Source organism: Marinilabilia salmonicolor JCM 21150 (assembly GCF_000259075.1).
In the GTDB taxonomy this organism is placed as follows: Bacteria; Bacteroidota; Bacteroidia; order Bacteroidales; family Marinilabiliaceae; genus Marinilabilia; species Marinilabilia salmonicolor.
In genome coordinates, this window is record NZ_AJKI01000031.1 from 309,994 (window position 1) to 335,585 (window position 25,592).

A 25,592-nucleotide genomic window follows, 5' to 3' on the forward strand; every position below is an offset into this window, starting at 1 on the left:
CATTTTGATGCTATTTGGAAATCGTTTTTCTTAAAAATACTATCTTTACAATTAAAGATTACAGCTTGCAACAAAAACCCAAAAGTTAATAATGAAAACTTTAATTCTGACCCTCAGTCTGAGTCTGCTAACTCTTACTGGCTTCGCTCAACAGCAAAATTCGTCCGACAAAAAGCTGGGAATTACCTTCACTCCCGTTGGCGATAATGATGTTTCAACCTTTAATGCTCTGGATGGTGCAGGCTCAACCTATGGAGAGGGATACTTTTCCATCGGCCTGTCATACCAGCAGAACTTGTCAAAAAACTGGCTTAAATTTAAAACCGGTCTGGAGTACTCGCACCAAAAAATCAGGACAGAATCGGTTCCCTATAGTCCGGAAATTGAAAAGACAATCACCCACTCCAACTTCGCATTATTCACAATCCCGGCAACATTAAAAGCACGTTTTCTAAGATTTTTTTTCATAGAGGGAGGTGGAATCGTGGATATTTATACAGGCCCGAATGCACGCATTGATAACCAGGCAGGTCTGGGAGTTGAGTTGGGATACGGGATTGAGTATGAGATGACCTCCGGATGGACTTTCACTGTAAGTCATTACGCCAGGATGCACTCACTCCTATCATTCATGGGGGAAGATCAACATCTTTGGGAAAATGGTCTGAAATTCGGAATACATACGCCTTTATCGGTTTTGACCGGTCCTAAAAAATAACTCAATCTGATTATTATTTTTTCTAACCTCAATTCAACGATGAAAAAACTTATTACCACTTTCCTGCTTCTTTGTGTCTTTGTAATAACTGTTACTTCTCAGAAAGTCAGAAAAGAAAAAATTGAAATTCAATTCGAAACCACACCCTTGGTAAAACTTAAGACGCAACCCAAAACTTTTGGATCGAACGCTTTTCACCTAAACCTTGGTGGACTTGAGAGAACAAGCAGCAGTCCGGACCTAATTGTTCTAAACAATGTCTATCCTGCCGCAAAACTTTCCAACTGGTGGCTCGAAGATCCAACCAGCATCGATGCCGGTCAGCGGTATGACAAATCATTCTATACACAACCCTTTACCACCACTGTAAAGGACAAAGATGGAAAAATCATTTTTCACCGCGTATATAGCGTTTTCGAAGCCGAATCAGGTGAACCCATCAATGGCACTTTGAGATCAGAACTTTCAGTTCAGATGCATCAGGGCAGAGAACTGTCTTATCTTTTTTCGCCCAATTATGTCCCCAGGTTTGACATAAAACTGTTTTATATCAAAAAAAGTGAGGACCACGATGATATCAACTCTGCAGTTGAGGATGCAAAAAAGGCCATTGTCCTGCATAATAACAAAGAATATGATAAGGCAAAAATGGAATTTGAAAAAGCACTGGAGAAATGGATGTCTGCCCTGGATGAAAAGGATCTTTCCGATAAAAACGCCAGAATAAACGAATCAGTCACCAAAGGGCTGTACCAAAATCTCATCCAAATCCTCGCTATCCTTGAAAATTATGAAGAAGCGGAAAAAATTAAGACCACCGCAAGTGAGGAGATCGGAGGTTTTTACAACCTTGCCCTCAATGGCCATAACTTCCTGACAGACAGTCTAAAAATGATCACAAAAGGCAACAATGGAGAGTCAAATTTTAAATTCGTTGATCTTGAATATGATGAATCCATAAAACCCATGATCGAAGGAGAAAACCGGATGAAACCGGATTCTCCAAACGATATCAGAAATTTACTGGCAGGTTCATGGAGGTTTATGCGCATCACAACCGACAACCTTCCCACATCCAATGAAAACTTTGATCCGAAAAACAGAAAGGAGAATTTATTAGGCGATAGTCTTGAACGAATTCTTCATCTAAATCCAAACGGATCGAGCATTGAACAAAGAGGATCATGGGATGAAGGGGATGAACAAATTCTGGATAGAGGCTTCAGTGGTTTCTGGAGGTTTACTCAGGGTCCAAAGAATAAATTTTATCTCATGTTTGCAACAGAAGAAGAGGATTTTGAGAACATTCAGGAAAATTATGCCTATTTTGAAATGATGGAAGTTTGGTATATTAATGATAAAAAATTGATTCTTAAAATTACCAACTATAACCCGGACGTTGATGGATATGGTTTTTACGTCCAGCTTCAGAGAATACCTATGATTATGTAATTTACTCATTAAATACATATAATCTGGATTATACAGAAAACAGGTTAAACACAACAGGCTGAAAGCCTGACAGCAACAAAACGAGGCTATTGCTATCCCCCCCCTCTCTTTATTGGTCGCGCTGGGACCAATAAAGAGAGGGGGATTAATTTATTACAATATTCCCGGGGCGTTGCCTCAGGCTATTGCTTTAAGACCTTCGGACTATTAAAAATAAAGGCTCTTAACCTCCGGGAAACAGAAACAACAAAACCTATTCAATCAATCCCCTTTCCTCATACTTTTGAATAAAATGCTGATCCAGCTCTTTCGAATCCTTGTATTTTCTCCTTAGTTCCTGAAGTTCCCTTTTCAGATCTTTGACCACCTCCTGATAATCGGGGTCATCATAGACATTGTTCAATTCCAGCGGGTCATTCTTGCGGTCGAAGAGCTCCCACTCATCAATATCATAATAGAAATGCGCCAATTTATAGTCTTTATTGACAATTCCGTAATGCCGCTTTACCATATGGAAGCCAGGATACTCATAATAGTGATAATAGACGGCATCGCGGGTCCATTCTCCAGCTCTTCCTTCCAGTAAAGGCATCAGACTTTCTCCCTGCATGTCTTCCGGAGATTCGACTCCGGCAGCTTCCAAAAAGGTTTGTGCAAAATCAAGGTTTTGAACCATCTCATCGGTTTCCGAACCGGGTGTTATCTTTTCGGGCCACCTGATCAGGAGTGGAGTTTTAAAAGATTCATCGTAAATAAAACGTTTGTCGAACCAGCCATGCTCTCCCAGATAAAAGCCCTGATCAGAAGTATAAACCACAATGGTGTTTTCACTCAGTCCGTTTTCATCCAGATAGTCAAGTACCCGTCCCACATTCTCATCCACCGAAGCAATACATCCCAGGTAATCCTGCATATAACGCTGATATTTCCATCGCATAAATGCCGAATCATTCATATTGGGGTATAACGCTTTGAATTCCTCATTGATGGGACCATAAACGGCATCCCACTCCTCACGCTGCTCTTCTGTAAAGCGATCGTACTTGCTTTTAAATACGTTAAATCCCCATTCACTCAGCTCTTCTATCCCCAGATCTTTGGCCACCTCCGGATAAATTTTGTTATCCGCGGAGATGGTCATGTGTTTCAACAAGTTCATCTCTGCTTCACGAGCGGCACTTCCTCTCCCATCATAATCATCGAATAAGGTTTCCGGCTCTGGAAAAGAGCGTTTCGTAAATTCTTTGTAATGTCGCGGGGCAGGCAGCCACTCCCGGTGCGGAGCTTTGTGCAGATAAAACAACATAAACGGATCTTCCTCCCTGCGGCGTTTTTCAAGCCAGTCTAACGTCAGGTCAGTAATAATATCTGTCACATACCCCTGAATGGTCGTATCTCCCTTGTCGGTAATGAACTGCGGATTGTAATAATCTCCCTGACCCGGAAGAATTTTAAACTCATCAAAACCTTTGGGGTTGTTTCCAAAGTGAAGCTTACCAAACATGGCTGTCTGATAGCCCTGCTCGTGCAGAATTTGCGGAAATGTTACATTGGTCGTATCAAAAGGGAAGATGTTATCTATTTTCCCATGAATGTGGGTATGCTTACCTGTCAGAATGGTTGCCCGGGAGGGAGCGCATATCGAATTGGTCACCGAGGCATTGGTAAAAAGCATGCCCTCTCGGGAGAGCCTGTCAATATTAGGCGTCCTGATCAGCTTATCGCTGTAGGCACTGATGGCCTGGTAGGCATGATCATCGCTCATTATGAAGACAATGTTTGGCCTTTCGGGTTTGGCTTGTTCTTCTTTACAGGAACTCACCAGACAGAGTGTCGCCGCGAAGGTCAATGCCGTTGCTGCTTTTACGTAATTTCCTGAATTCATAGTATCATAAGTTTTCGGTACTAATACGACAGATATCTAAAGAGTCGAAGTCAACTTTTCACTTTTTGACCAGACTCCTCCTGCTTTAAGCCTTTACCGTATATGGCAACAACACTACCTGACTTCAACAATTTCTGATTTCTCCGAAATTCCGTTTTCATTAAAGGCTTCAATAGTGAAATAATACTTTGTATCGCGGTCGAGATTGCGCATAAAATGGTCATCAACTTCATATAACAACCACGACTGGTACAATTTATCCGGTGCAATTCCCCATCGGATGTTGTACCCCTGAGCACCTTTCACCGGTTTCCAGGAAAAGCCCACATCCCGGCGATCTGTCTGACGGTTCACATCAAAACCCTTCACCTGAGACGGCTTTTCGCCATACCCTTTTCCAAATACTCTGACTTCGGACAACCCCAGGTTATTTCCCGGGACGTTCACATTGTTGTAACGAACATATTTTGCCCGAACGGGCTGATTAAGCACAATATAAGCATTGGGAGCATCCTTGTAACTGTTGCTTCTGTCCACCACTGTTTTCCACTGTTCACCATCTTCAGAAACCTCAATTGTAAAACGGTGACGCAAACCATCCACCCTGGTATAAATACCGGTGTTATGATCGTGATAATTCAACTGGAATGCATACACCTTACCAGGCGAGCGCATTTCTATTTCTACCCATTGATTGGCATCATTGGCTTCCGCAACCCAGAATGACCTGGGACTTTCGTCAGTCAGAACTTCCGATATTATTCTTCCTTCAGCATCTTTTTTCCGAGGCATCTCAGTGATGTCATACTCATCGTCGGTAGAAGTGCTTTTTTTAATCTGCACCTGAGAGGAAGAAACAGCAGCTTTCCCTCTGTAGGACAACAACATCCACCCGTTATGCTGTCCGGCTTTGGTAGGATGATCGGGGGCAAAGCGGGGATAATCGCCATAGTGGGTATTGGAATACATCAACCCATCCTCATCAAAATAGGTAGGAAACATGCAAAGTCGCCGTTCCCAGTGCGAATTGGAAGCCAGTGCCATCGTGCCAAAATGCCAGTACTGTCCGTTCGTTTGTTGCATGGTGATTCCATGACCGGCACCATTGGTGAAACCGCCGGGTTTAAAACTCATGGGGTTGTTCTTCATGTATTCAAACGGCCCTAACGGGGAATCTCCCACATAAGCACCATCCCCGTAAACATTAAACTGAGTGCCGGGAGCAGCATACTGGAGATAGTATTTCCCATTATGTTTGGTCATGGAGGCCCCCTCCATATACCCCTCTTTCAGGGTTGGATGAAAATTATTCTCTCCAAACCGCTCCCAGCCATGTTCTTCCTCATTCAGATTGATCAGGTCTTTTTGCACTCCGGTTTCCAGAAAACGGTCATCCTTATTGAGCATTTTCACCCGAATGGGATGCACATTAGAAGATCCCCAATAAAGATAGGTCTTCCCATCATCGTCAATAAACAATTCCGAATCCTGAATATTATTGGTGATAGATGCCGTGGGTTTCCACTTCCCGCTTTTGGGATCATCAGTATAGAGAATGCTTCCATAGCCGGCAGGATCGCCGGCAAAGTAGATTACAGAATCTTTGTAATTAAAGGCCGTCGGGGCATTGGATCCTTCAAAAAACCACTTTTCTGGCTCAATGAACTCCCAGTTCACCAGATCGGTAGAATGCCAGTATCCGAAAGAGCGCGTTACAAACATATAATATTCATCCCGGAATTCAACCACCGCAGGATCGGCTCCTGAGCGATAGGAAATATTCCTGGCCGAATTGTACACCATGTAGGTATAATCGATATCCAACGGATTGCAATAGGTATTGGGAATTATTTCCTGGGCATTTGTTGTCGCGCTTATGGACAGAACAACTACAGCCAGGAGATATTTTATTCGATTCATAAAAAAAAATTTTATACGAATAATTTATAAAATAACGTTGTTGCAATCAGAGATTGCATCGGACAAAGCCATCCCATGAAACAGTGACCTATCAATCACTAATATCACTCTACCAATGAAAACTCCAGGTGATTGGATTCATCGGCAGAACTTGTTGCGATCCAAAGGTCAAACTCACCGGGTTCAGCCACCCACTCCATGTCAATGTTGTACATCTTCAGCATTTCTTCATCGATGGAAAATTCAACCGTTTTGGTCTCTCCTGCCTTGAGGTGTATTTTCTCAAACCCTTTAAGTTCTTTTACCGGTCGAACCACAGACCCTACTCTGTCACGGAGGTACAATTGCACAACTTCTTCTCCATCCAAATCGCCTGTATTGGTAACCTCCACTGAAGCTGTTAAACTACTCCCCGACTGAAACTTGTCAGAACTTATTTTAGCATTGGCATACTCAAAAGTAGTGTAGCTCAAACCATATCCAAACGGGAAAAGTGGTGTGTTGGGACTGTCAATATAAGAGGACCGGTAATCGGCAGGGTGCTCTGCATCAAAAGGCCGTCCGGTATTTTTCATATTATAAAAAATAGGAATCTGCCCCACATTACGCGGAAAGGTCATTACCAGTTTGGCAGACGGATTGTAATCACCCGATAAAATATCAGCCACGGCATGTCCCGACATCATTCCCGGATACCAGGCTTCCACAATGGCATCCACATTCTCTTCTTCCCAGGAGAGATCCAGAGGCCGGCCGTTAAACAGGACCAGAACGATTGGTTTGCCTGTTTTTTTCAACTCTTTGAGCAACTCACGCTGATTTCCGGGCAGTGTAATATCTGTGCGGCTGGCAGCCTCGCCTGACCAGTGGTAATTCTCGCCCATCGCCACCATTATCACATCGCTGTTGCGGGCAACATTCACTGCTTCGGCAAAACCTCTTCGATCAGGGACCTCGGTCACGGAAACTTTCTGAGTGCTGCGATCAATCAATGGCAACGTGGTTCCCTGCGCATAAGTAAATTCCACCCGGGAGCCGTCATATTTCTCCTCCAGTCCCTCCAGGAGTGTTACCGACTTATTGCGATCACCTTTAATGGCCCATTCTCCATTGAGACTTTCGCGCTCTTTAACAAATGGCCCTATGAGCGCCACCCTTTTGGATGTGTTTTTATCCAACGGCAACACATTGCCTTCATTTTTCAGCAATACAATCGATCGCTGAGCTGCTTCTCTGGCAGTTTTCAGGTGCTCAGGGTTCATCACAACTTCCTGCTGACGTTCAGCATCAAAGTATCTGAAAGGATCATCAAATAGCCCCAACAGAAATTTCATCTCCAGGATACGCGAAACCGCCACATCAATCTGTTCTTCAGAAACGTCGCCTTCCTCAACCAGTTCTTTCAGATGAGTCACAAAAGCTTCGCTGATCATATCCATATCGATGCCGGCATCAATGGCCAGTTCGGCAGCATGTTTCAGATCTTTGGCAAAACCATGTGCTACCATCTCCATAATGGCTGTGTAGTCAGTGACCACCATTCCGCCAAAACCCCACCGATCGCGCAAAATCTCTTTAAAAAGATATTGATTACCCGTGCAGGGGACACCATTCAAATCGTTAAAAGCGGTCATAAATGAAGCCACTCCTTCATCAACGGTTGCTTTGAAAGGAGGCAAAAATGTTTCATGGAGTTCACGTTCCGACATATCCACAGATTGATAATCCCTCCCGGCCAAAGCAGCACCATACCCCACAAAATGTTTGCTGGTAGCCATCATGGTATTGGATTGGGACAGATCGGTGTAATCCTCAATTCCCTGAAAACCAATGACCCGTGCACGGGCCACCTGGGTTGCCAGATACACATCTTCTCCGGCACCTTCCATCACACGGCCCCAGCGGGGATCGCGCCCTATATCAATCATGGGAGCAAAATTCCAGGCTACACCCGAGGCAGTGGCCTCTTCGGCGGCAATTCGCGCACTTTTCTCCATCAACTCCAAATCCCAGGAGCAAGCCTCAGCCAAAGGAATGGGGAAAGTGGTCTCCAACCCGTGTATCACATCAGCAGCAAAAAGCATGGGTATTTTCAACCTTGAGTGTTTCAGGTTTTGTTCCTGCAACATTCGCAGATGATCGGCGCCAAAAACATTGAAGGTACTTCCAATCATTCCTTTCTTCAGATATTCTCCCGATTTGGTATCAGCAACCTCACCTGTGGTGGCAAAGTTCCCGGAGTATTGATTCATCTGTCCGATTTTCTCTTCCAGCGTCATCAGATTCAATACCGAATCCACTTTTCTCTCAATAACGGGGTCGCCGCTGTAACTTTTCCAGTCTGGGGTCTTTCCGGCAATTCCAACCTCACTACAGGCACCCAAAGTCATCATAAACCCCAATACAACGATCAATATTTTCGATTCCTTCATGATAAAAACTATTATTTCAGTTATACTTTCTTATATGCAATAGTCCGTTAAAATTTTTCAAAGCTCTGAAAATTAAAACTTAAAGACTTAACGAATGCTCATTCATAAAATCCACAATGTCAATACTATACGATTTATCTTTCATCTTGATTGAGCTGCAAGTTGCCCTATATCAAAACATTATAGCATGCAATTACATTTTTTCTTATCAGGCAAAACTTTCTTTAGAATAATGAAAGATGGCTTTTGGAGCCATATTTGTTCTTCTGCCTTCTGCCTCTTTAACTTCTGCCTGATGGTCACTAGCTTCTAAAAATCTATCGATCTATACTTATATGTGGACTAGTAAATCCAAGTTCTTTGAGGCCTTGTTGCACATCCTCCTCCTGCATGAAAAGCTCCCAGAGCAATCCGGTACGATGGTTTTCAATCATTACCGGGATGGGCCCCTGATCAATGGCGAGATAACGTTTGGGATACCATTCATATTCCTCGCTGAAAGCATCATAAAATCCGTAAACGCCCCAGATTTCATCCCCCAGATCTTCGTAAAAATGACGGATAACCGACAGTACTTTCTCCGGAGCGTAGGGCATGGAAGACAAAGCTGCTGTGGGCGTTACAACTCCCAGATCGAAAGAAGGTCGATGACCTGCATAACCCGTCTGTTGCGAATTACCGCTTTCAGGCTTCTCATCAGATTGTCCCCGGACAAAGGCAGCTGCTCCCGGAACACTGTAACTGGAAGTAAGCCCCCAGGCATCTTCGCCATAACCGGCATAATTATTTGGATTATTAATACAATGTTGTCGATTGATGAGTGTATGTGCCACATTGTTATCCCAATAATTGGCATACTGATCTGACAACCCTCTGGGATCGAGACCCAGCCAGGAATAATGAGCCCAAAACAGGGGGCCTCCCTTTCGGGGATCTACGTGCTGCTTCAAAGGCAGGGTGTGACCAAAAGTAGTGTATTCACCTGAAATATCGCCGTTCATAGCCCATCCCTGATGGTAAACTTCCGGATCAACAGGATGGGTTGGCGATGATGCTGCGAGGATATACATCACCATGCATTCGTTGTAGCCGGTGACACCAAAATTCATCTTCCAGCCGTGGTTGGGCGACCAGTGCCAGTAAAGAATATCCTCTCCTCCTTTGGTGTACCAGTCCCACTCCACTTCACGCCACAACTGATCAATCTTTTGTGCCAGTTGCTGCTCATCCTCATTGCCATCAACAAAATACTGTTTCACTGCCAGCAATCCCTGAACCAGGAAAGCTGTTTCCACCAGGTCGCCCCCATCATCATATTGGGAGAAAGGCTTTACTTTCCCTGTTTCACCATTCAACCAATGTGGCCAGGCACCATGAAAACGATCGGCTTTTTCCAGAAAATCAATAATCTTTTGAAAGCGTTGAAAAGCTTCTTCACGGGTGATAAATCCCCGTTCCACACCCACCAGAATGGCCATCAAACCAAAACCACTACCTCCGGTGGTCACAATATGCTTGTCATCCTGAGGATAAATGTCATCCATATGCAGTCGTTCCCTTGCCAACCCAGAGTTAGGCTCAGCACCCTCCCAGAAATATTGGAATGTCCGGTACTGCACAAGTGTAAGCAGTGAATCATCTGAGATTTCATGGTCATTTCCTGAAGGTGTATTTCCGTTTTTTTGCCTTCCGGAATTGCAGGCGGCAAGCAGCGTTAAAGAAAAAAAGACTGCCAGCTTCAAAAAAGATATAGCGGTAGTTCTCATAAGATTAATAATTAAAACCTAATTTCGACAGCCCGGCCTGAACTTCGGGAGATGACATCAGCAAATCCCAAATCAGCCCGGTACGGTAATTCTCAATCATCACAACGATTGGCCCCTGGTCAATGGCCAGGTAGGAGTTTGCAGTCCACTCTTCCGTAACATTGATCGCATCATAAAATCCATATTCACCCCAAAGGCGGTCTCCTAACTGGTAATAAAAGAACCGGATGGCAGCCATCGATTCGTCAGGTGTAAACGGAATGGACGAAATGGCAGCCGTCGGAGTTATCACGCCCAAATCATTAGTTGGTGAATGAGCAGAATACCCTTCATGATTGTCGCTGGCGGTTAGCCCCCAACACTCCTCACTATAGCCAACATAGTTGTTGGGATTACTCACACAATGAGCCCGATTAATGAGCGTATGATTGCGGTTTTGCTCCCAATAATTGGCATACTGATCGGAAAGGTTCCGCGGATCAATCCCCAGAAATGAGTAATGGGCAAAAAACAATGGGCCTCCGTAATCATATCCCACAGGAAGATTAATCCCGTAAAACTCTTTCCCGTTGACGATGCCACCGTTACGCCCCCACCCCTCATGATATACATCAGCAGAAACCGGGTGAGTATCAGATGAAGCTGCCATAACGTAAGTGATCAGAGCTTCATTGTATCCCTGGATTTTCATATCCATTTCCCAACCGTGACTTGGCGACCAGTGCCAGTAAAGTACATTTTGTCCATCCCGGGTGTACCAGTCCCATTCAATGGTCTCCACCAACTGATTTATTCTGGTGATCAGAGAGTTCTCATCCGGATCGGTTGCATTCAGATACTGACGGGCAGCCAGAAGTCCGGCAGCCATAAAGGAGGTCTCCACCAAATCACCCCCATCATCATAAGTACTGAAGGGTTGAACTTCACCTGTTGTGCCGTTCAGCCAGTGTGGCCAAACGCCATGAAACCGGTCGGCAGATGCCAGAAAATCAACAATTTTGTGCAACCGGATAACACCCTGTTCGCGGGTTATAAAACCGCGTTCCATACCGATAATCAGCGCCATAACACCGAAGCCGGAGCCACCTGTTGTGACAATCTCCCCTGAGGTATCCCGCTCCCTGGCCATTCCGCTAGCGGGATGCGCAAAATCCCAGAAATACCGAAATGTTTGCTGCTGAATTTTAGTCAGTAGTTCTGCATCAGAAATCTGAGGGAATTTAGGGGTGGAATCCAATTGGGTATAAAATTCCAGATCCAAACCTTCAAAAGGCCGGCCAATGCGGTTTTCAATATTTGAAGAAACAGTCAACCGAAATTTTTCGTAGTCATCCAGCGTTTGATCGGGAGAAAGAGAAATGGCTTGGTCATCAATCTGACTTAAAGAAAATCCTACCGGAGAGCCATTGTTTCTTAACAAAGTATAACCGGAAAGATCATCAGATGAAATGGACCCATTAAAATAAAAATCGATTTGCGGATTTCGATCAATGTCTTTAATTCGATCTGAAGGATCAACTTTCGCACCATTGATTTTGATGATTTCCAAAACCAAAGGAGTGATAAATGTGGTAAAATTGTAAACCTGTTCCTCAAAAGATTCATTATTTACCCCTTTGAGAGAACCAGAAATACTGAGGGTGTAACTACTATTTTCAGCCAAAACAGGGTGACTAATGCTAAAGAGCTTATCCTCATTTACCGAAGAAAAGGTCAAGTCAACTAACTGACCATCGGCACCTGACAAAGCAATACTCTTCGCTGCCTCAGCAGGTGCCACCGAATGGCTAAACCTTATTTCTATTGGCTCATCAATCACAACATCCTGATTGTCTCCTGAAGAAGAAAGAACCTGTTCTCCAACCCGCACATAAGTCACTGTAAGATTCTCCGGTTTATCTTCAGATTCCGGTTCATCATCTTTACAGGACTGAAAAAACAGCAGGCCCGATAACAAAAGCAACAAAAAGTAACGCATATCAAATAAACTAATGACAGTCCGGTATTACTTTTACCTAAAAGTAGATGATGGCCCACCGGAAACTTCCGGCGGGCCAACAAAGGTTTTATCGGTTGTGTAATCTACAAAGCATCATTCATCAGAGACTCCACCTCTTCTGCGGTGAGTGCCTTATCAAAGAGGTAGAGCTCATCCATATAACTCAAATCCGAAAGATGATCCCATCCTGCAAAACGCGGGGCTCCTGACATTATAGACATGATATCGCAACCTGTCCAGTCGATGGGGCTGGAATCAACCGCCATAGCCTCTACTCCATTAATATAGATTACCGTCTGGCTTTCAGAGATAGTAAAAGCAAGATGTACCCATTCATTTAGAGTAGGATCAATCGTACCTCCGTCATTCCAGACTTCGCCATCTCCGGTACCGATGTTCAACTTAAACCGCTGCTCTGTTTCACTTCCTTCACGTAAGAACCGAAAGCCGGAAGTTCGAAGGTTCTGAGCATCCGGATTATCAGGATCTTCAGGCCCTGCCACAAGGATTCCTGCGCGAGCAGCCTCGGTATTTGACTTGTACCAGAAAGCTGCGCTGAACTCTCCGGAAGTCAGCCCCTCTGTCGGGTAAGTAAGATAGGAATCAGTAGCACCTGCGTAAGCGTTTATGCCCGCAACACTTTCGCCTGCAAAGCCGGGTGTCCCGATTTCGGTGGCCATCGTTTCACTGATTTTCTCCTCATAAGTACCATCAAACGGCATATAAAACATTTCATTCTCGTATTGCGGCTCATAGGGAGGTACTTCTCCCTCATCAGCCATTACAGCATGTAGTTCTTCCTGAGAAAGAGCCCTGTTGAAAAGACGCAACTCATCATACAAACTTTCATCTGAATTATGCCCCCAGTAACTAAAATTAGGTGCTCCGGAGGCGATGGAAATACCTTCACATCCTGTCCAGTCGATGATACCACCATCGGTAGAATTTACCGGTTCTCCGTTGAAATAGATGATGGTGGAAGCTTCAGAAACCGTAAATGCGATGTGTATCCATTGATCTGCGGATGCATCAATCACATCTCCGTCGTTCCAGATTTCGCCACTTCCGGTTCCCACATTCAGCTTAAACCGTTGAGAGGCAGCATCTCCTTCACGGAAGAAGCGCAAACCTTTCGTGCGGTCTTCTCCTTCGGGACTGATGGAAATCACACCGGCATTGCCCGGCACTGGATTCACTTTGTACCAGAAAGCAGCAGTAAAAGCACCTGTATTTAAAATATCAACAGGATAAGAGACATAAGAATTTTCAGCGCCCTGATAAGCTTTGAGAGATATTCCGTCATCAACAAACCCGGGGTCTCCAACTTTGGTGCCCATCTCCTGAGATATGAGCTCCATCAGATCACCATTGAATGGCATATAGAAAATTTCACCATCAAATTTAGGTTCATAAGGAGGTACCTTTTCAAAGGTTACCGACAGGTTTGTACTCTTACCGTCTAAATCTGTCGCGGTAATTTGAAGTGTATGTTCACCATTTGCCAACCCTTCATAAGTCAGCTCATGGAGAAACCTGCGGTAATCAATAAAATCACTGAAAGTGCCGATTTCAGTCCCATCAAGTACAACTTTTATCGTGCCGATTTCGATATCATCGGTGACTTCAAAATCAATAACAATAGTGGTTTCCGCTTCAGTAACCTGAATACGGGTGCCCTCTTTGGGATAATTGAGGGTAATCTGCGGAGCTGTTTCATCGGCTCCGGGTTCAACGCGTGAAATGGAATCAATGCCCTCTTCACAAGATGCAGCAAAAAGAAGCAGCATTGAAAAAACCAATATATTCTTTAAAACCTTCATGAGATTGTCTTTTTATAATTTGAAAAACAATTATTCTGCGTCTTCTCCCAAAACAGGCAGCAGATCAACCTGGGCCTGCGGATAAGGCAGATATTCTTTGTCGGCTGTAAACTGACGCCCGTCGTAACTCAATGCATTGTAGTTATCGATGCGGATCATATCGTAGTAACGAATTCCCAGTTCCATGGCCAGTTCGGCAAATTTCTCATCCATCACCTGCTGAGTGTTCACACCACTAAGCGGGGACAAACCGGCACGATCACGCACCTCGTTTACCGCCTCATCTGCAGTCATAACTGAACTACTAGCACCTCTGGTAAGGGCCTCAGCATGCATCAATAAAATCTCAGCATAACGGGTGATGATATAATTCTTATTGGTTCCATAGGCTGTTCTACCTTCTGTCAGCTGATTGGAAGGCAGATAGTGCTTTCCACTGGAAAACAGCCCACGGGGAAAGTCGTTGATCACATCGCCCGAGGGAGTAGTGTTTGAAATCCATTCGGGAAGTTCAGCGTACTCCGGATCCTCCTGAATTTCAGCAATTCCCCGGTTGGTAAAAAGCACACTGGTCTCCAGTCGAAGTTGTTCCCCTCTGTCCAGCATAAACTTAATCCATTTCAGACTGGGTTCGAAGAATCCCCAGCCACCTCCGGCACCTTCTACAGCGGGTGTCCAGTTTTGAGGACCGTAAAATTCAAACAAATGACTAATATTATCACCTGATCCCTGTCCGAAATCGGAGTATTGCAACTCAAGCAGGTTCTCATCATTCAATTTCCCCGGAACTTTAAATAAATTATAATAATCGGGTTCCAACGAGAATAACCCTGAAGAAATAATTGCTCCGGTAGCATCCGCTACACCCTGGTAGTTTTCCATTTCCAGGTGAGCCATTGCTTTTAGCGCTAAAGCTGTGTAACGTGTCACACCTCCAGGTATATCAGTCCGCTCATTGGGACGCATGTCGGGCAGATTTGGAATAGCCTCATCCATCTGATTCGAAATATGTTGCATCACCTCAGTTTTGGGAGAGGGTGCCAACGTGTAAAGCTGAGCCGGATCAGAACTTTCTGTAATAAAGACATCTCCCCACATCCTGGACAGTTGAAGCATCAGCCATGCACGAAGCACTTTGGCTTCTGCGATATACTGATCCCCACGCGAAGCAGATGCACCATTGGCAATGTAGAGTTCCACCTGTTCCATGGCAGAGTGGGCAGTGAAGATATCTTTGTACATATTTTGCCACACCGAGTTGAACATCCAGAAATTCTGATTGTAATTAAAATCATCCGTGTTCGCATAATCCTGTTGATCACCTTCACCTCCGTGATTCACATCATCACCACGTACTGCAAGCAAAGGAATATCCTCCCAGCCCCTTTGGTAGAAATCTGCATAAGCTCCCATAAGCGGCAACACCATATTTTCAGATATGGTATAATCTGTCTCTTCGGTGAAAGCCCGGTTTTCTGCAGGCTCATCAAGCAGGTCGTGGCATGCCGTAGCAAACAACATTCCTGCAACCGAAAAAGTGAATAAAATATATTTAACTGGTTTCATAATCAATGCGTTTTGAGATTAAAATTTCAGATTCAGACCAACAGTATAAACTGCAGGAATGGGATAAGTCTGACGGTCGATACCATCGGAGACTTCGGGGTTGAACCCGTTGTAGTCAAATACAGTCACAGGTCGTTCGGCGGTCACATAGATCCGTGCCCCGGGAAGTTGTCCTCCCAACCAGTTTTCTGTATCGAGAGTATATCCCAACTGCACATTCTGGATTCGGAAGAACGAACCATCTTCCACAAAGTAATCGCTCATTTTTTGGTTGTATCCTTTTCTCAGCCCTGCTGATGAAGGATATTTATTGGAAGTTCCTTCACCGTGCCATCTGTTAATGGCAAGATCTGCATCCAAATTTCCGTCGTTGGTCCAGATAATCTCTCCCCGTTTACGATTCAGAATTTTATTTCCTGTTTGTCCGGTGAGACTTAAAGAAAAATCAAAATTCCGGTAGTTGACGCCCAGATTGGCTCCATACATAAATGAAGGGAAATAGGATCCCAGCACAACCCGGTCTTTGTCGTCAATTACATTATCGCCATTCTGATCTTTGTAGATAAAATCGCCGGGTTCTATACCGCTATCATTGATAAATTGCTCGGTAAGACCGCTGTTGGCGATTTGCTCTTCATTCTGAAAGACACCTGTCACCTCATGACCAAAGAATGCCAACAATGGCTCTCCCACGATGGAACGCTGACGGAACTCTGCCGAACCACCATCTATATAGGGCTGCCCGTAAAGGTCGCGAACTTCATTTTCCAAGGTAGAGATGTTAGCACCTACAGAATAGCTCAAATCATCTGAGATAGAATTACTATAATTAAGAGCCAACTCAAATCCGGAGTTTCGAATGACACCCACGTTACGAAGAACACGTTGCCCAACAGAAGGAATATTCACATAAATGGCAGCATTCTTGGTATCTCTGATGTAATAATCAGCTTCCAGCGAGAGATTACTATCCAGAAATCTGGAAGTCAATCCGATATTGGTCTCCTCGGTCAATTCCCATTCCAGCTCACCATAGGTACTACTGGCAATGATTCCGGCCACAAGGTTATCGTCAATGGCGGTATTAATTACTGTCGTTGTTCGGGCTCCGTCGCTGGCCTGAATCTTGTCATTTCCAAGTTCTCCCCAGCTTCCACGAATTTTCAGATAGTCAATAAATGAAACATCATCCATAAATGATTCTTCCGAGACCACCCAGCCTGCGCCAATTGTAGGGAAATATCCCCAGGTTTCCTGATACTTGGAACTTCCGTCAGCCCGCATTGTTCCATAAAGCAGGTACCTGTTATTGTAATTATACGAAATTCTTCCAAAATAAGACATTCCGTATTGACGAAGGCCATTGTCATTCACAGAATTTTCAGGAGTTGTTTTCGACTGATTGAGATACCATGCCTGCTCCTGGTTCACCGGAAAATCCAGTCCGGTAGCCCAGAGATCCTGATAAGCTTCGTCACGATATGAGGTACCAGCCATCACTGTCAAATCATGCGGACCAAAATCCTGTTGGAAAGTCAGCACATTATCCCAACTCTGGTTGGACCAATTGGCGGCCGTTTTTGCAACAGAAGAATTTTTTCGTTGCGCGCCTTCTGTCAAATAATAAGGCAATCTGACTTCACGTCTCTCGGAAGATGTAAAATCGTGATTGTAAGTAGTTTTTAAACTCAGTACATCAGGAATAATGTCCAGTTCAGCATAAAAACTGGCCATTGTTTTCCTTTGTTTGTCACGATTATCCGAATAGGTCATGGCTGTAAAAGGGTTTTTTCCTCCCCGATAACCAAGAGTCTGAGCACTGGCAAACTTATCAGGCCAGGCAACTTCATTCTGTTCATCATATACCGGCATTACAGGCACCGCGTAATAAGCCTCAAACCAGGCAGCCCCATCCTGCATGTATTTAGTCGAGTTACTGAAAATAACATTGGCACCGACAGTCAAACGATCGGTAGCTCTATAGTCAATTTTTGAACGCAAATTAAAACGCTCATAATCGTTTTTCATATCCAGAATACCCTCCTGGGCAAAATAGTTGGCTCCCAGTGAATAGGTAGTATTTTCTCCACCGCCTGAAACGGCCACACTATGATTCTGAATGGCTCCCGGTCTCAAGATCTCATCGTACCAGTCGGTATTCACATCAGGAACATTCGGATTGATGCGGCTCCTTCCATAACGCTGCATTGCATTCTGGATGTATTGTGCATCAGTAGCAGAGCCGGATTCCATTGCCATGGTGGTGAATTGTTCGGCATTGGCCATCTTTAATATATCCTGAGCCACCTGAACCCCGTAATAACCATCATAAGTTATTTCGGCTTCTTTGTTGTAACTTCCCGATTTGGTCTCTATCAGGACAACACCATTGGCAGCACGAACACCATATATGGCAGCAGCAGAGGCATCTTTCAACACAGAAATAGAAGTAATATCTGAAGAGTTCAGGAAGTCGATGTTATCAAAAAACATCCCATCCACTACATACAAGGGAGACTCATTCCCCTGACCGGGATAGGACCCAATACCACGCACCCTGATGGTTGGCGCATCTCCCGGAGCACCACTGCTCACCACCTGCATACCGGCCACTTTTCCCTGCATGGCCTGCATCGCTTGTCCGGTCGGAGTTTTTGCCAGGTCATCAGATTTAATAGTAGTTATAGAAGAGGTCAGGTCTTTTACCTTCATCTCTCCATATCCAACTACCACAACCTCCTCCAGATCGACTGTGGACTCTGTCATCTGAACATTTATAACAGAGCGTCCTTCAACCGGTACAATTTGTGACTGCAATCCTACAAAACTAAAAGTAAGTGTTGCATCAGGCGGGACAGAGAGATTGTAATTTCCATCCATATCGGTAATGGTACCTGTGGTGGTTCCCTCAATTACGATTGAAGCCCCGGGAATACCAAGACCATCCGAGTCTGTCACTTTGCCACTGACGGATATTTCATCCTGTCCAAAGACAAATGCAGACACCATTAAGAAACAGATAAACAACAGAGTTTTTCTCATGACTATGATTTTTTTTGTTTTTGCTGATGTAAAATTACGGTCAACAATTCCCGAAGCAGTAATATTCTGCTACACCAACAACTCTCATTGTTAAAAAATGTGATTTCCCGTTTCACAATTACCTCATCAACAAAAAAAATCCTAACCTAAAAAACTATTATTCAGATTTTAACAAAAACACCAATCTTAAAAACATTCCGGCTAAAGATTTCATTAGCCTCAAAAAAATGAGGTATATTTTAGGGTTTTAAGGCCAAAAAGGGTAATTTGTAAAGGAAAACACATGGACACGAAACACATTTTTGCATTTTATCAATTAAATTCGCCGACCATACGCACCCAAAAAACAGAATCCAGTTCCACTTAATAAAGAAGAAATGAGGAAATCCCTGCAATTGCTCGTCTTTTTTATCTCCTTCACAGGGGTTGCCACTGCCGGCAACTTTCTAAATCCGCATGTAATAAACTTTAACAAACAGCAATACGGCGGTTCCAACAAGAACTGGTCGATTGCCATGGATCAAAATGGCTTCACCTACATAGGAAACAGCATCGGCCTGATCGAATTTGACGGAGTATCGTGGCACCTGCACCACTCCCCCAATGGTTTTGCAGTTCGCTGTATTGCAGTAGATAAAAACAACAGAATATATACCGGCGGATACCGGGAATTGGGCTACTGGGAACGTAACAACCTGGGCAGATTGCAATACCATTCACTCACTTCTATGGTGGAGGATTATTTTCCTAAGAATGAAGAATTCTGGCATGTTTTCGTTATCGACAATAAAGTGTATTTTCAATCATTTTCGGGGATTTACATTTATGCCGACGGGAAATTCTCAGTCGTCCGCATAAACGGATTTATTACCAATGCTACCGTGGTTGACAATGAATTGTTAATCGCACTGGTTTCCGATGGAATCTATAGAATTACTGAAGATAATTATAGTCCCGTGCTAAAAGGTGAATTCTTCACAGGCAAATCAATCACATTTATTGAAAAACTTTCCAAAAGCAAATTTCTGCTGGGAACCGAAAGTAGCGGATTTTATATTTATAATTCAGAGACAGGCAGTTATAACATCTGGGCCGGCGAACTTCATCAAAGTTTCATTCGCAACAACATCAACAATGCACTTCGTACCAAAGACGGACACACCATAGTGGGAACCATTCTGGAAGGCATCAAAGTGTTGGACGAAGAGGGAACGCTCGTCCAGGACATCAACATTCAAACCGGTCTTCAAAGCAACACGGTCCATTTTATGAGGTGTGACGCAGAGGGGAACATCTGGGTGGCATCCGACAAGGGAGTGGATTTCATTTCCTTCTCTTCCAATAAATCCTATACCGTTTACCAGCATCCGGAACTGGGGGCGGTTTACTCTGCAGCCCTGCTGGATGGTATTTTGTATGCAGGTACAAATCAGGGAGTATTCCACCGCAAATGGGAAAAGCGCACTGAACCTTTTAAATTGGTTCCCGGTACACAGCGACAGGTATGGGATTGCGAAATAATCGACAACCAGTTGCTGGTGGGACATAATTCGGGCACCTTTCTGATTAAAGACCAGGAAGCTCAGATGATTTCAAATCATGCCGGCGGGTATTCTATCACCAAAATCCCTGACCATCTGAACCATCTGTTACAGAGCACCTACAATGATCTGGTAGTTTTCTCACGAAAAAACAACCGATGGCAGGCAGATCATTTTGTAAAAGGTTTCAGCGACCTCATCCGGTTTGTTGAGTTTGATCACCGCAACAACCTGTGGGCCTCACACTTATATCAGGGCATATATAAAATCAGACTCAATGAGGCACTTGACTCTGCCGTTCAGGTAACTCATTTTGGTAAGGAGTCCAAAATATGGAGACAAGGTGCAAGCATCCGAACCTTCTCCGTTGAGAACAGGGTGGTTTTCACCAATGAAGATTCCATTTACACCTACGATGACCTCAAAGATGCCATTGTTCCCTACACCTTCCTGAATAATCACCTGGGAGAATATACTTCAGCTTTCTTTATTGCCTCCGGACCAGATCACCACTACTGGTTTATGAATTCGGCAGGAATTGCACTGTTCAGGATTCTTGGTACGGATGTGGAAAAAATAAAAGAGTTTCCAATTGGCCTGTTTCGTAACGAAATGATTCCCAAAGAAGAAAATCTCATTCCGTTGGATAATAAAACAGGTCTGCTTTGTCTCGAAAACGGATTTGCACTGCTGGATGCAACCTCTCCTGAAAGTGGCAGCGAGATTGAAAACAAACAATTACATATCCGTAAAATTGAGATTCGGGGGCAGGAAGGAAATGCTGAAGCGGTATCCCCATTCAACTCCCGACTGGCAATTCCTTACAGTAAAAACAATATTGCACTGCGCTACTCCTTTCCACTCTATTCATCAGAAAAAATCAGTTATCAATACAGGATTGAAGGACTGAATAACGAATGGTCAGAACCGGTGAAGTATCCTGAGTTTGTAATCAACCGTATCCCTCCCGGCGATTACGCCATCAAGGTACGGGCAAAAAACAGCTGGGGGAATACTTCCCAAATTCATGAACTTTCGTTTACCGTAAATCCGCCATGGTACCAAAGCACACTGGCATTTATCGTTTATGCACTCCTCTTCGGCGGGTTAACCTTCATTGGCAAGTACATCACCATTAAGAGAGTGAAGATGAACGAGAAACACAAAAATGAGGAAAAAGAGAGAGAATTGATACAACTGAGAAACGAGAAACTACAATCGGAACTCTCATTCAAAAGCAGAGAATTGGCCAACTCTACCATGGGAATCATCAAAAAGAATGAGTTCCTGATCTCCTTAAAAGAAAAGCTTAAACGTCACAAAGAGCAACTGGGAACTAGGTATCCGGACAAATACTACAATGAGCTGATCAAAAAAATTGACAGTAACATTACAGGCGATGACGATTGGAAAACGTTTGAATACAACTTCAACCTGGCCCATGAAACTTTTCTCCAGTCTCTGAAAACCGAATACCCCGATCTTACCCCCAGCGATCTGCGACTCTGCGCCTTTCTCCGAATTAATCTCACGTCGAAAGAGATTGCACCCTTGCTCGGGATTTCGGTACGCGGGGTGGAGAACCATCGCTACCGGGTGCGAAAGAAACTGGATCTTTCCCCCGACACCGATCTTACTGATTTTATTTTGACTTTTCAGAACGGAAACTAGTTTCTGTCCATAAAGTACCACTTGCGTCGTTACGCTTGCCGCCAAAATACTCATTTACGATTAGTAAACTCCGTTTTTGGCGGCTTTGCAAGCCTAGCAATTGGCACGTTCTGACCAGAAACAGTTCTAAAACAGAATTTACTTAGTTCATTGATAGACACTAATCAACAGCGCCTCAAATCCATCAAATAGAGATTCCTAACAAAAAAGCACATCAATTTTCCTCAACCCGGGATATATCCCCCTGATACCTGATTGCACTGCGATTGTGACTAATTACATTCAGGGAGGCATCTCCATTGTACGAGACTTGCAGCGACACCTGAAAATAATCACCATCTTTCACCTTAAAAGAATATGTAATAGTTTTCTTTTCTTCATCGATTTCAGACTCTTGTTCATCCATCTTTCCTGAGAATTCAATGCCTCCACCTCCTCCGTAATCAACGCTGAAAGCCCTGCCAAAGAAGGGCAAATCTCCTACTACAATTGAGTCTTCTTTCACTTTAAGATAACCGTAATTGGTAGTCAGATCAATAGATGCTCCACCTGAAGGAAAAGCACGGTCAGCCTCAAAAATAAAATTCCGGCTCTCTACCAGGTTTTTTGTTTCTTCAAACTGCTGTTGTCGATTTTCTGCTTTGGTCATTTTCTGCTGAGCTTCAACGGAAGTCAAAGCTCCGAAAATAAAAGCACCAGCCAGAAAAAATGTAACTAATCTTCTCATATCTCTCCTGTTTTTTAAGTTTCTCACTCCAAAAACATCCAAAATACATGCCGGAATATCCTCATTCAAAATCGATAACACCAGGAAACGCCCCAATAACTTTCTCCCATGGAAAAGGAGATTCCCTCCATAAAATCCATTCGGGATGAATGCAATACTCCATAAAGGATCAGGTCAAACACCAGCAAAAAACTGCCCTGAAGAATTAAAGAGTTTCCATAGCCTTTCAGTAAATCCTTACGTTTGTCTGAATTGGATGAAAGATGCCTGAGCAAAAAGCCGGTGCCAATATAGGCCACATCCAACCCACTGTTGATCAACAGTATTTTTTCTATCTTCCGGGCTTCACCCAAAGCTTCTTCTACACCAAACATCAACGGATCCGTTCGCATATTGTTATATAGAGCAAATCCGGCAATGCCCAGGTTGACGGTATTCCAAAACAGATTCATCTGATGAAAATATTTCTTTTCACCATTGAAACGATTCCAACCATGAGCTCCTATGGCAATATTTGCAACAGCCCATGACCCCAGGACATACATCCCTGCATTCTGAGTCTGAACATGCCTTGGATAAAACTCGTCAGAACTTACCTGAGCATCTGCATCCATTGCAAATATCATTATAAAGGCAAGCAAAAAAAGCCATCGCAAAGTGTAAAACCCCTTCATCTGTTCATAATTTACAACACATAAAATAAACAAACCTATATCGAAGATAACACTCTAGTCCATTTATTAGTTCAACTGATTACCTTATAAAAAAAGAGAGACAAAAACCCTCACAGCCTTCTTCTAACGAAAAGCCAATCACCCCCAAATATTTGTTTTTTTACCACTTTTTTTTCCATCAGGGTATTGACAACAGAATCCATTCACATTAAATTTGTTTTGTTTAAATTTTTAATCATTTTATTGAACAATCAAATAAAAGGTCATGAAGCATTTTACCAAAAATTTAAGATTCAAAATCCCATTTAGGATTTTAACTTTTGTAGCGCTATTCCTGGTTTCCTTCCAGGTTAATGCACAAACTGTTGTCGACATCATTGTCAACAGTGCAGATCACACCACACTGGAAACGGCAGTGGTGGCAGCCGGATTAGATGACGACCTGAGCGGCGAAGGGCCATTCACCGTTTTCGCCCCCACCGATGCCGCTTTTGACGCACTTCCGGCAGGGACTCTGGACGATTTACTGGCCGATCCCACCGGTGCACTCGCCAACGTATTAATCTATCATGTTGTGGCAGCAGAAGCTCTCTCCACAAGTCTTTCAGATGGCCAGATCATTACGACCATGCTGGGGAAAGACATTGAGGTGACCATTACCGGCGGAGATGTTTTTATTAATGATGCACAGGTAACCATGGCTGACATTGATGCCGCAAACGGGATAGTGCACGTGATTGATGCCGTTCTTATTCCTCCCACCACCGTTGTGGACATAATCAACGACAGCCCCGACCATGCTACGCTTGAAGCTGCTCTTCAGGTGTCAGAGCTGGATACTCCCCTGAATCAAACAGGACCTTTTACCGTCTTTGCTCCAACCGACGCTGCATTTGATGCTTTACCCGCAGGTCTTCTTGATGAATTGCTGGCCGATCCCACCGGAGAACTTGCAAACATATTGCGCTACCATGTGGTTCAAGCTGAGGCTGCATCCTCAAGCTTAAGCGATGGTGATATCATCACAACCATGCTGGGCGATGATATCCATGTCACGATCAATGTAGACGGCGTATTTATCAACAATGCAGAGGTTACTGCTGCAGACATCCATGCCGACAATGGCATTGTGCATGTCATTGATGCAGTATTAACGCCCACTTATGACGTAAATATTTCCGAAACTGTTGATTACGGAAAAATCCTGACCGATGTAGATGGCAACACTTTGTACTTCTTCACACTTGATGCAGACGGAACATCAGTTTGTATTGATGGTTGCCTTGATAACTGGCCGGTTTTCTACTCTGAAGATATGATCATTCCAGCAGAGTTGGACGAATCTGACTTTGGTTCCATCGATCGCGGAAGCGGCGTTATGCAGACTACTTACAAAGGCTGGCCTTTATATTATTTTATCAATGATCACTCGGCTGGTGACATCGTTGGTGAAGGAGTTAATGCAAAATGGTATGTTGCCAAACCGGATTATACCATTATGCTGGTTGATAATCAACTAACCGGACTGGATGGAAATGATTACACCAGTACCTACGAGCATGGCACAGAGGTAACACAATACTTTGTGGATGACTATGGCAACACGCTTTACACTTGGATCAACGATTATGACATGAGAAATATGTTTACTGCTGAAGATTTCTCTAACAATTCGAACTGGCCCATTTATGAAGAGACAGAAGCATTAGTGCCATCGGACCTTAATGTTTCAGACTTTGGAAGCATCAATGTTTACGGCAGAGATCAGTTAACCTTTAAAGGTTGGCCACTCTACTTCTTTGGTCAGGATATGAACCGTGGCGAAAATCAGGGTGTCAGTGCTCCCTCACCAGGTGTGTGGCCGGTAGCAGTAGACGGAATGATGGCAGCCCCGGCTTACACAGTTGTGGATGTCATTGTCAACAGTCCCGATCATACCACACTCGAAACAGCTCTATTGGAAGCCGGGCTTGAAGTCGCTCTGAGCGGCGAAGGACCATTCACTGTATTTGCACCTACCGATGCGGCATTTGATGCTTTACCCGCCGGGACTTTGGACGACCTTTTGGCCGACCCATCAGGAGCACTCACAGAGGTTCTCTTATACCATGTAGTGGAAGCTGAGGCACTGTCTTCAAGTGTTTCCGACGGACAAGTCATCACCACCATGCTGGGTAAAGACATTGAAGTGACTATTGTCGGCGGAGATGTATTTATCAACGGTGCGCAGGTTACCGTGGCCGATATTGAAACCGACAATGGAGTTGTGCATGTGATTGATGCTGTACTTATTCCTCCCACCACAGTTGTGGATATTATCAACGACAGTCCGGACCATACAACCCTGGAGACAGCTCTGGAGGCCGCTGAACTGGATGT

General features: G+C 44.1%; 14 protein-coding genes. 4 read left to right on the top strand and 10 right to left on the bottom strand.

Going from position 1 to position 25,592, the window contains the following annotated elements; genetic code table 11:
- The first annotated feature begins 91 nt into the window (after positions 1-91).
- Positions 92-718, top strand: coding sequence for a hypothetical protein (locus W7W_RS0115680; protein ID WP_010664645.1), 627 nt, complete (start codon positions 92-94; stop codon positions 716-718).
- A gap of 39 nt (positions 719-757) precedes the next feature.
- Positions 758-2,170 (top strand): hypothetical protein, encoded by a 1,413-nt coding sequence (locus W7W_RS0115685; protein WP_010664646.1) that lies wholly within the window; start codon positions 758-760, stop codon positions 2,168-2,170.
- 253 nt (positions 2,171-2,423) lie between these two features.
- On the opposite strand, the gene W7W_RS0115690 is transcribed toward W7W_RS0115685, so the two are convergent.
- The 8 genes from W7W_RS0115690 to W7W_RS0115725 all read right to left on the bottom strand — a co-directional run bounded on the left by W7W_RS0115690 (position 2,424) and on the right by W7W_RS0115725 (position 18,600).
- Entirely contained in the window at positions 2,424-4,055 is a 1,632-nt protein-coding gene (locus W7W_RS0115690) for a sulfatase family protein (RefSeq protein ID WP_010664647.1), read from the bottom strand.
- A gap of 114 nt (positions 4,056-4,169) precedes the next feature.
- The gene (locus W7W_RS0115695; protein WP_010664648.1) at positions 4,170-5,975 is read right to left on the bottom strand and encodes a family 43 glycosylhydrolase; all 1,806 of its coding nucleotides are present in this window, start codon (positions 5,973-5,975) and stop codon (positions 4,170-4,172) included.
- Between the two features lie 104 nt (positions 5,976-6,079).
- Positions 6,080-8,407, bottom strand: a complete 2,328-nt coding sequence (gene bglX / locus W7W_RS0115700) for a beta-glucosidase BglX (RefSeq protein ID WP_010664649.1) — start codon at positions 8,405-8,407, stop codon at positions 6,080-6,082.
- 317 nt (positions 8,408-8,724) lie between these two features.
- Complete coding sequence (locus tag W7W_RS0115705) at positions 8,725-10,173, bottom strand: glucoamylase family protein (protein ID WP_010664650.1); 1,449 nt, start codon at positions 10,171-10,173, stop codon at positions 8,725-8,727.
- Positions 10,174-10,177: 4 nt separating this feature from the next.
- On the bottom strand, positions 10,178-12,151 hold the full coding sequence (locus W7W_RS0115710) for a glucoamylase family protein (RefSeq protein ID WP_010664651.1): 1,974 nt from the start codon (positions 12,149-12,151) through the stop codon (positions 10,178-10,180).
- A gap of 104 nt (positions 12,152-12,255) precedes the next feature.
- Positions 12,256-13,992, bottom strand: coding sequence for a LamG-like jellyroll fold domain-containing protein (locus tag W7W_RS0115715; RefSeq protein WP_010664652.1), 1,737 nt, complete (start codon positions 13,990-13,992; stop codon positions 12,256-12,258).
- Between the two features lie 30 nt (positions 13,993-14,022).
- On the bottom strand, positions 14,023-15,558 hold the full coding sequence (locus W7W_RS0115720) for a RagB/SusD family nutrient uptake outer membrane protein (RefSeq protein ID WP_010664653.1): 1,536 nt from the start codon (positions 15,556-15,558) through the stop codon (positions 14,023-14,025).
- Positions 15,559-15,576: 18 nt separating this feature from the next.
- Positions 15,577-18,600, bottom strand: a complete 3,024-nt coding sequence (locus W7W_RS0115725; RefSeq protein WP_010664654.1) for a SusC/RagA family TonB-linked outer membrane protein — start codon at positions 18,598-18,600, stop codon at positions 15,577-15,579.
- A 377-nt stretch (positions 18,601-18,977) separates the two neighbouring features.
- Here W7W_RS0115725 and W7W_RS0115730 point away from each other — a divergent pair, with 377 nt between their 5' ends.
- The gene (locus W7W_RS0115730) at positions 18,978-21,812 is read left to right on the top strand and encodes a triple tyrosine motif-containing protein (RefSeq protein ID WP_010664655.1); all 2,835 of its coding nucleotides are present in this window, start codon (positions 18,978-18,980) and stop codon (positions 21,810-21,812) included.
- 214 nt (positions 21,813-22,026) lie between these two features.
- Here W7W_RS0115730 and W7W_RS0115735 read toward each other — a convergent pair whose 3' ends face one another.
- Positions 22,027-22,539 (bottom strand): DUF4251 domain-containing protein, encoded by a 513-nt coding sequence (locus tag W7W_RS0115735; protein WP_010664656.1) that lies wholly within the window; start codon positions 22,537-22,539, stop codon positions 22,027-22,029.
- A 65-nt stretch (positions 22,540-22,604) separates the two neighbouring features.
- On the bottom strand, positions 22,605-23,213 hold the full coding sequence (locus W7W_RS22330; protein WP_010664657.1) for a DUF6992 family protein: 609 nt from the start codon (positions 23,211-23,213) through the stop codon (positions 22,605-22,607).
- 265 nt (positions 23,214-23,478) lie between these two features.
- On the opposite strand from W7W_RS22330, the gene W7W_RS23265 reads away from it, so the two are divergent.
- Positions 23,479-25,592, top strand: a 2,114-nt coding sequence (locus tag W7W_RS23265) for a fasciclin domain-containing protein (protein ID WP_010664658.1), incomplete at its 3' end; no start/stop codon positions are given.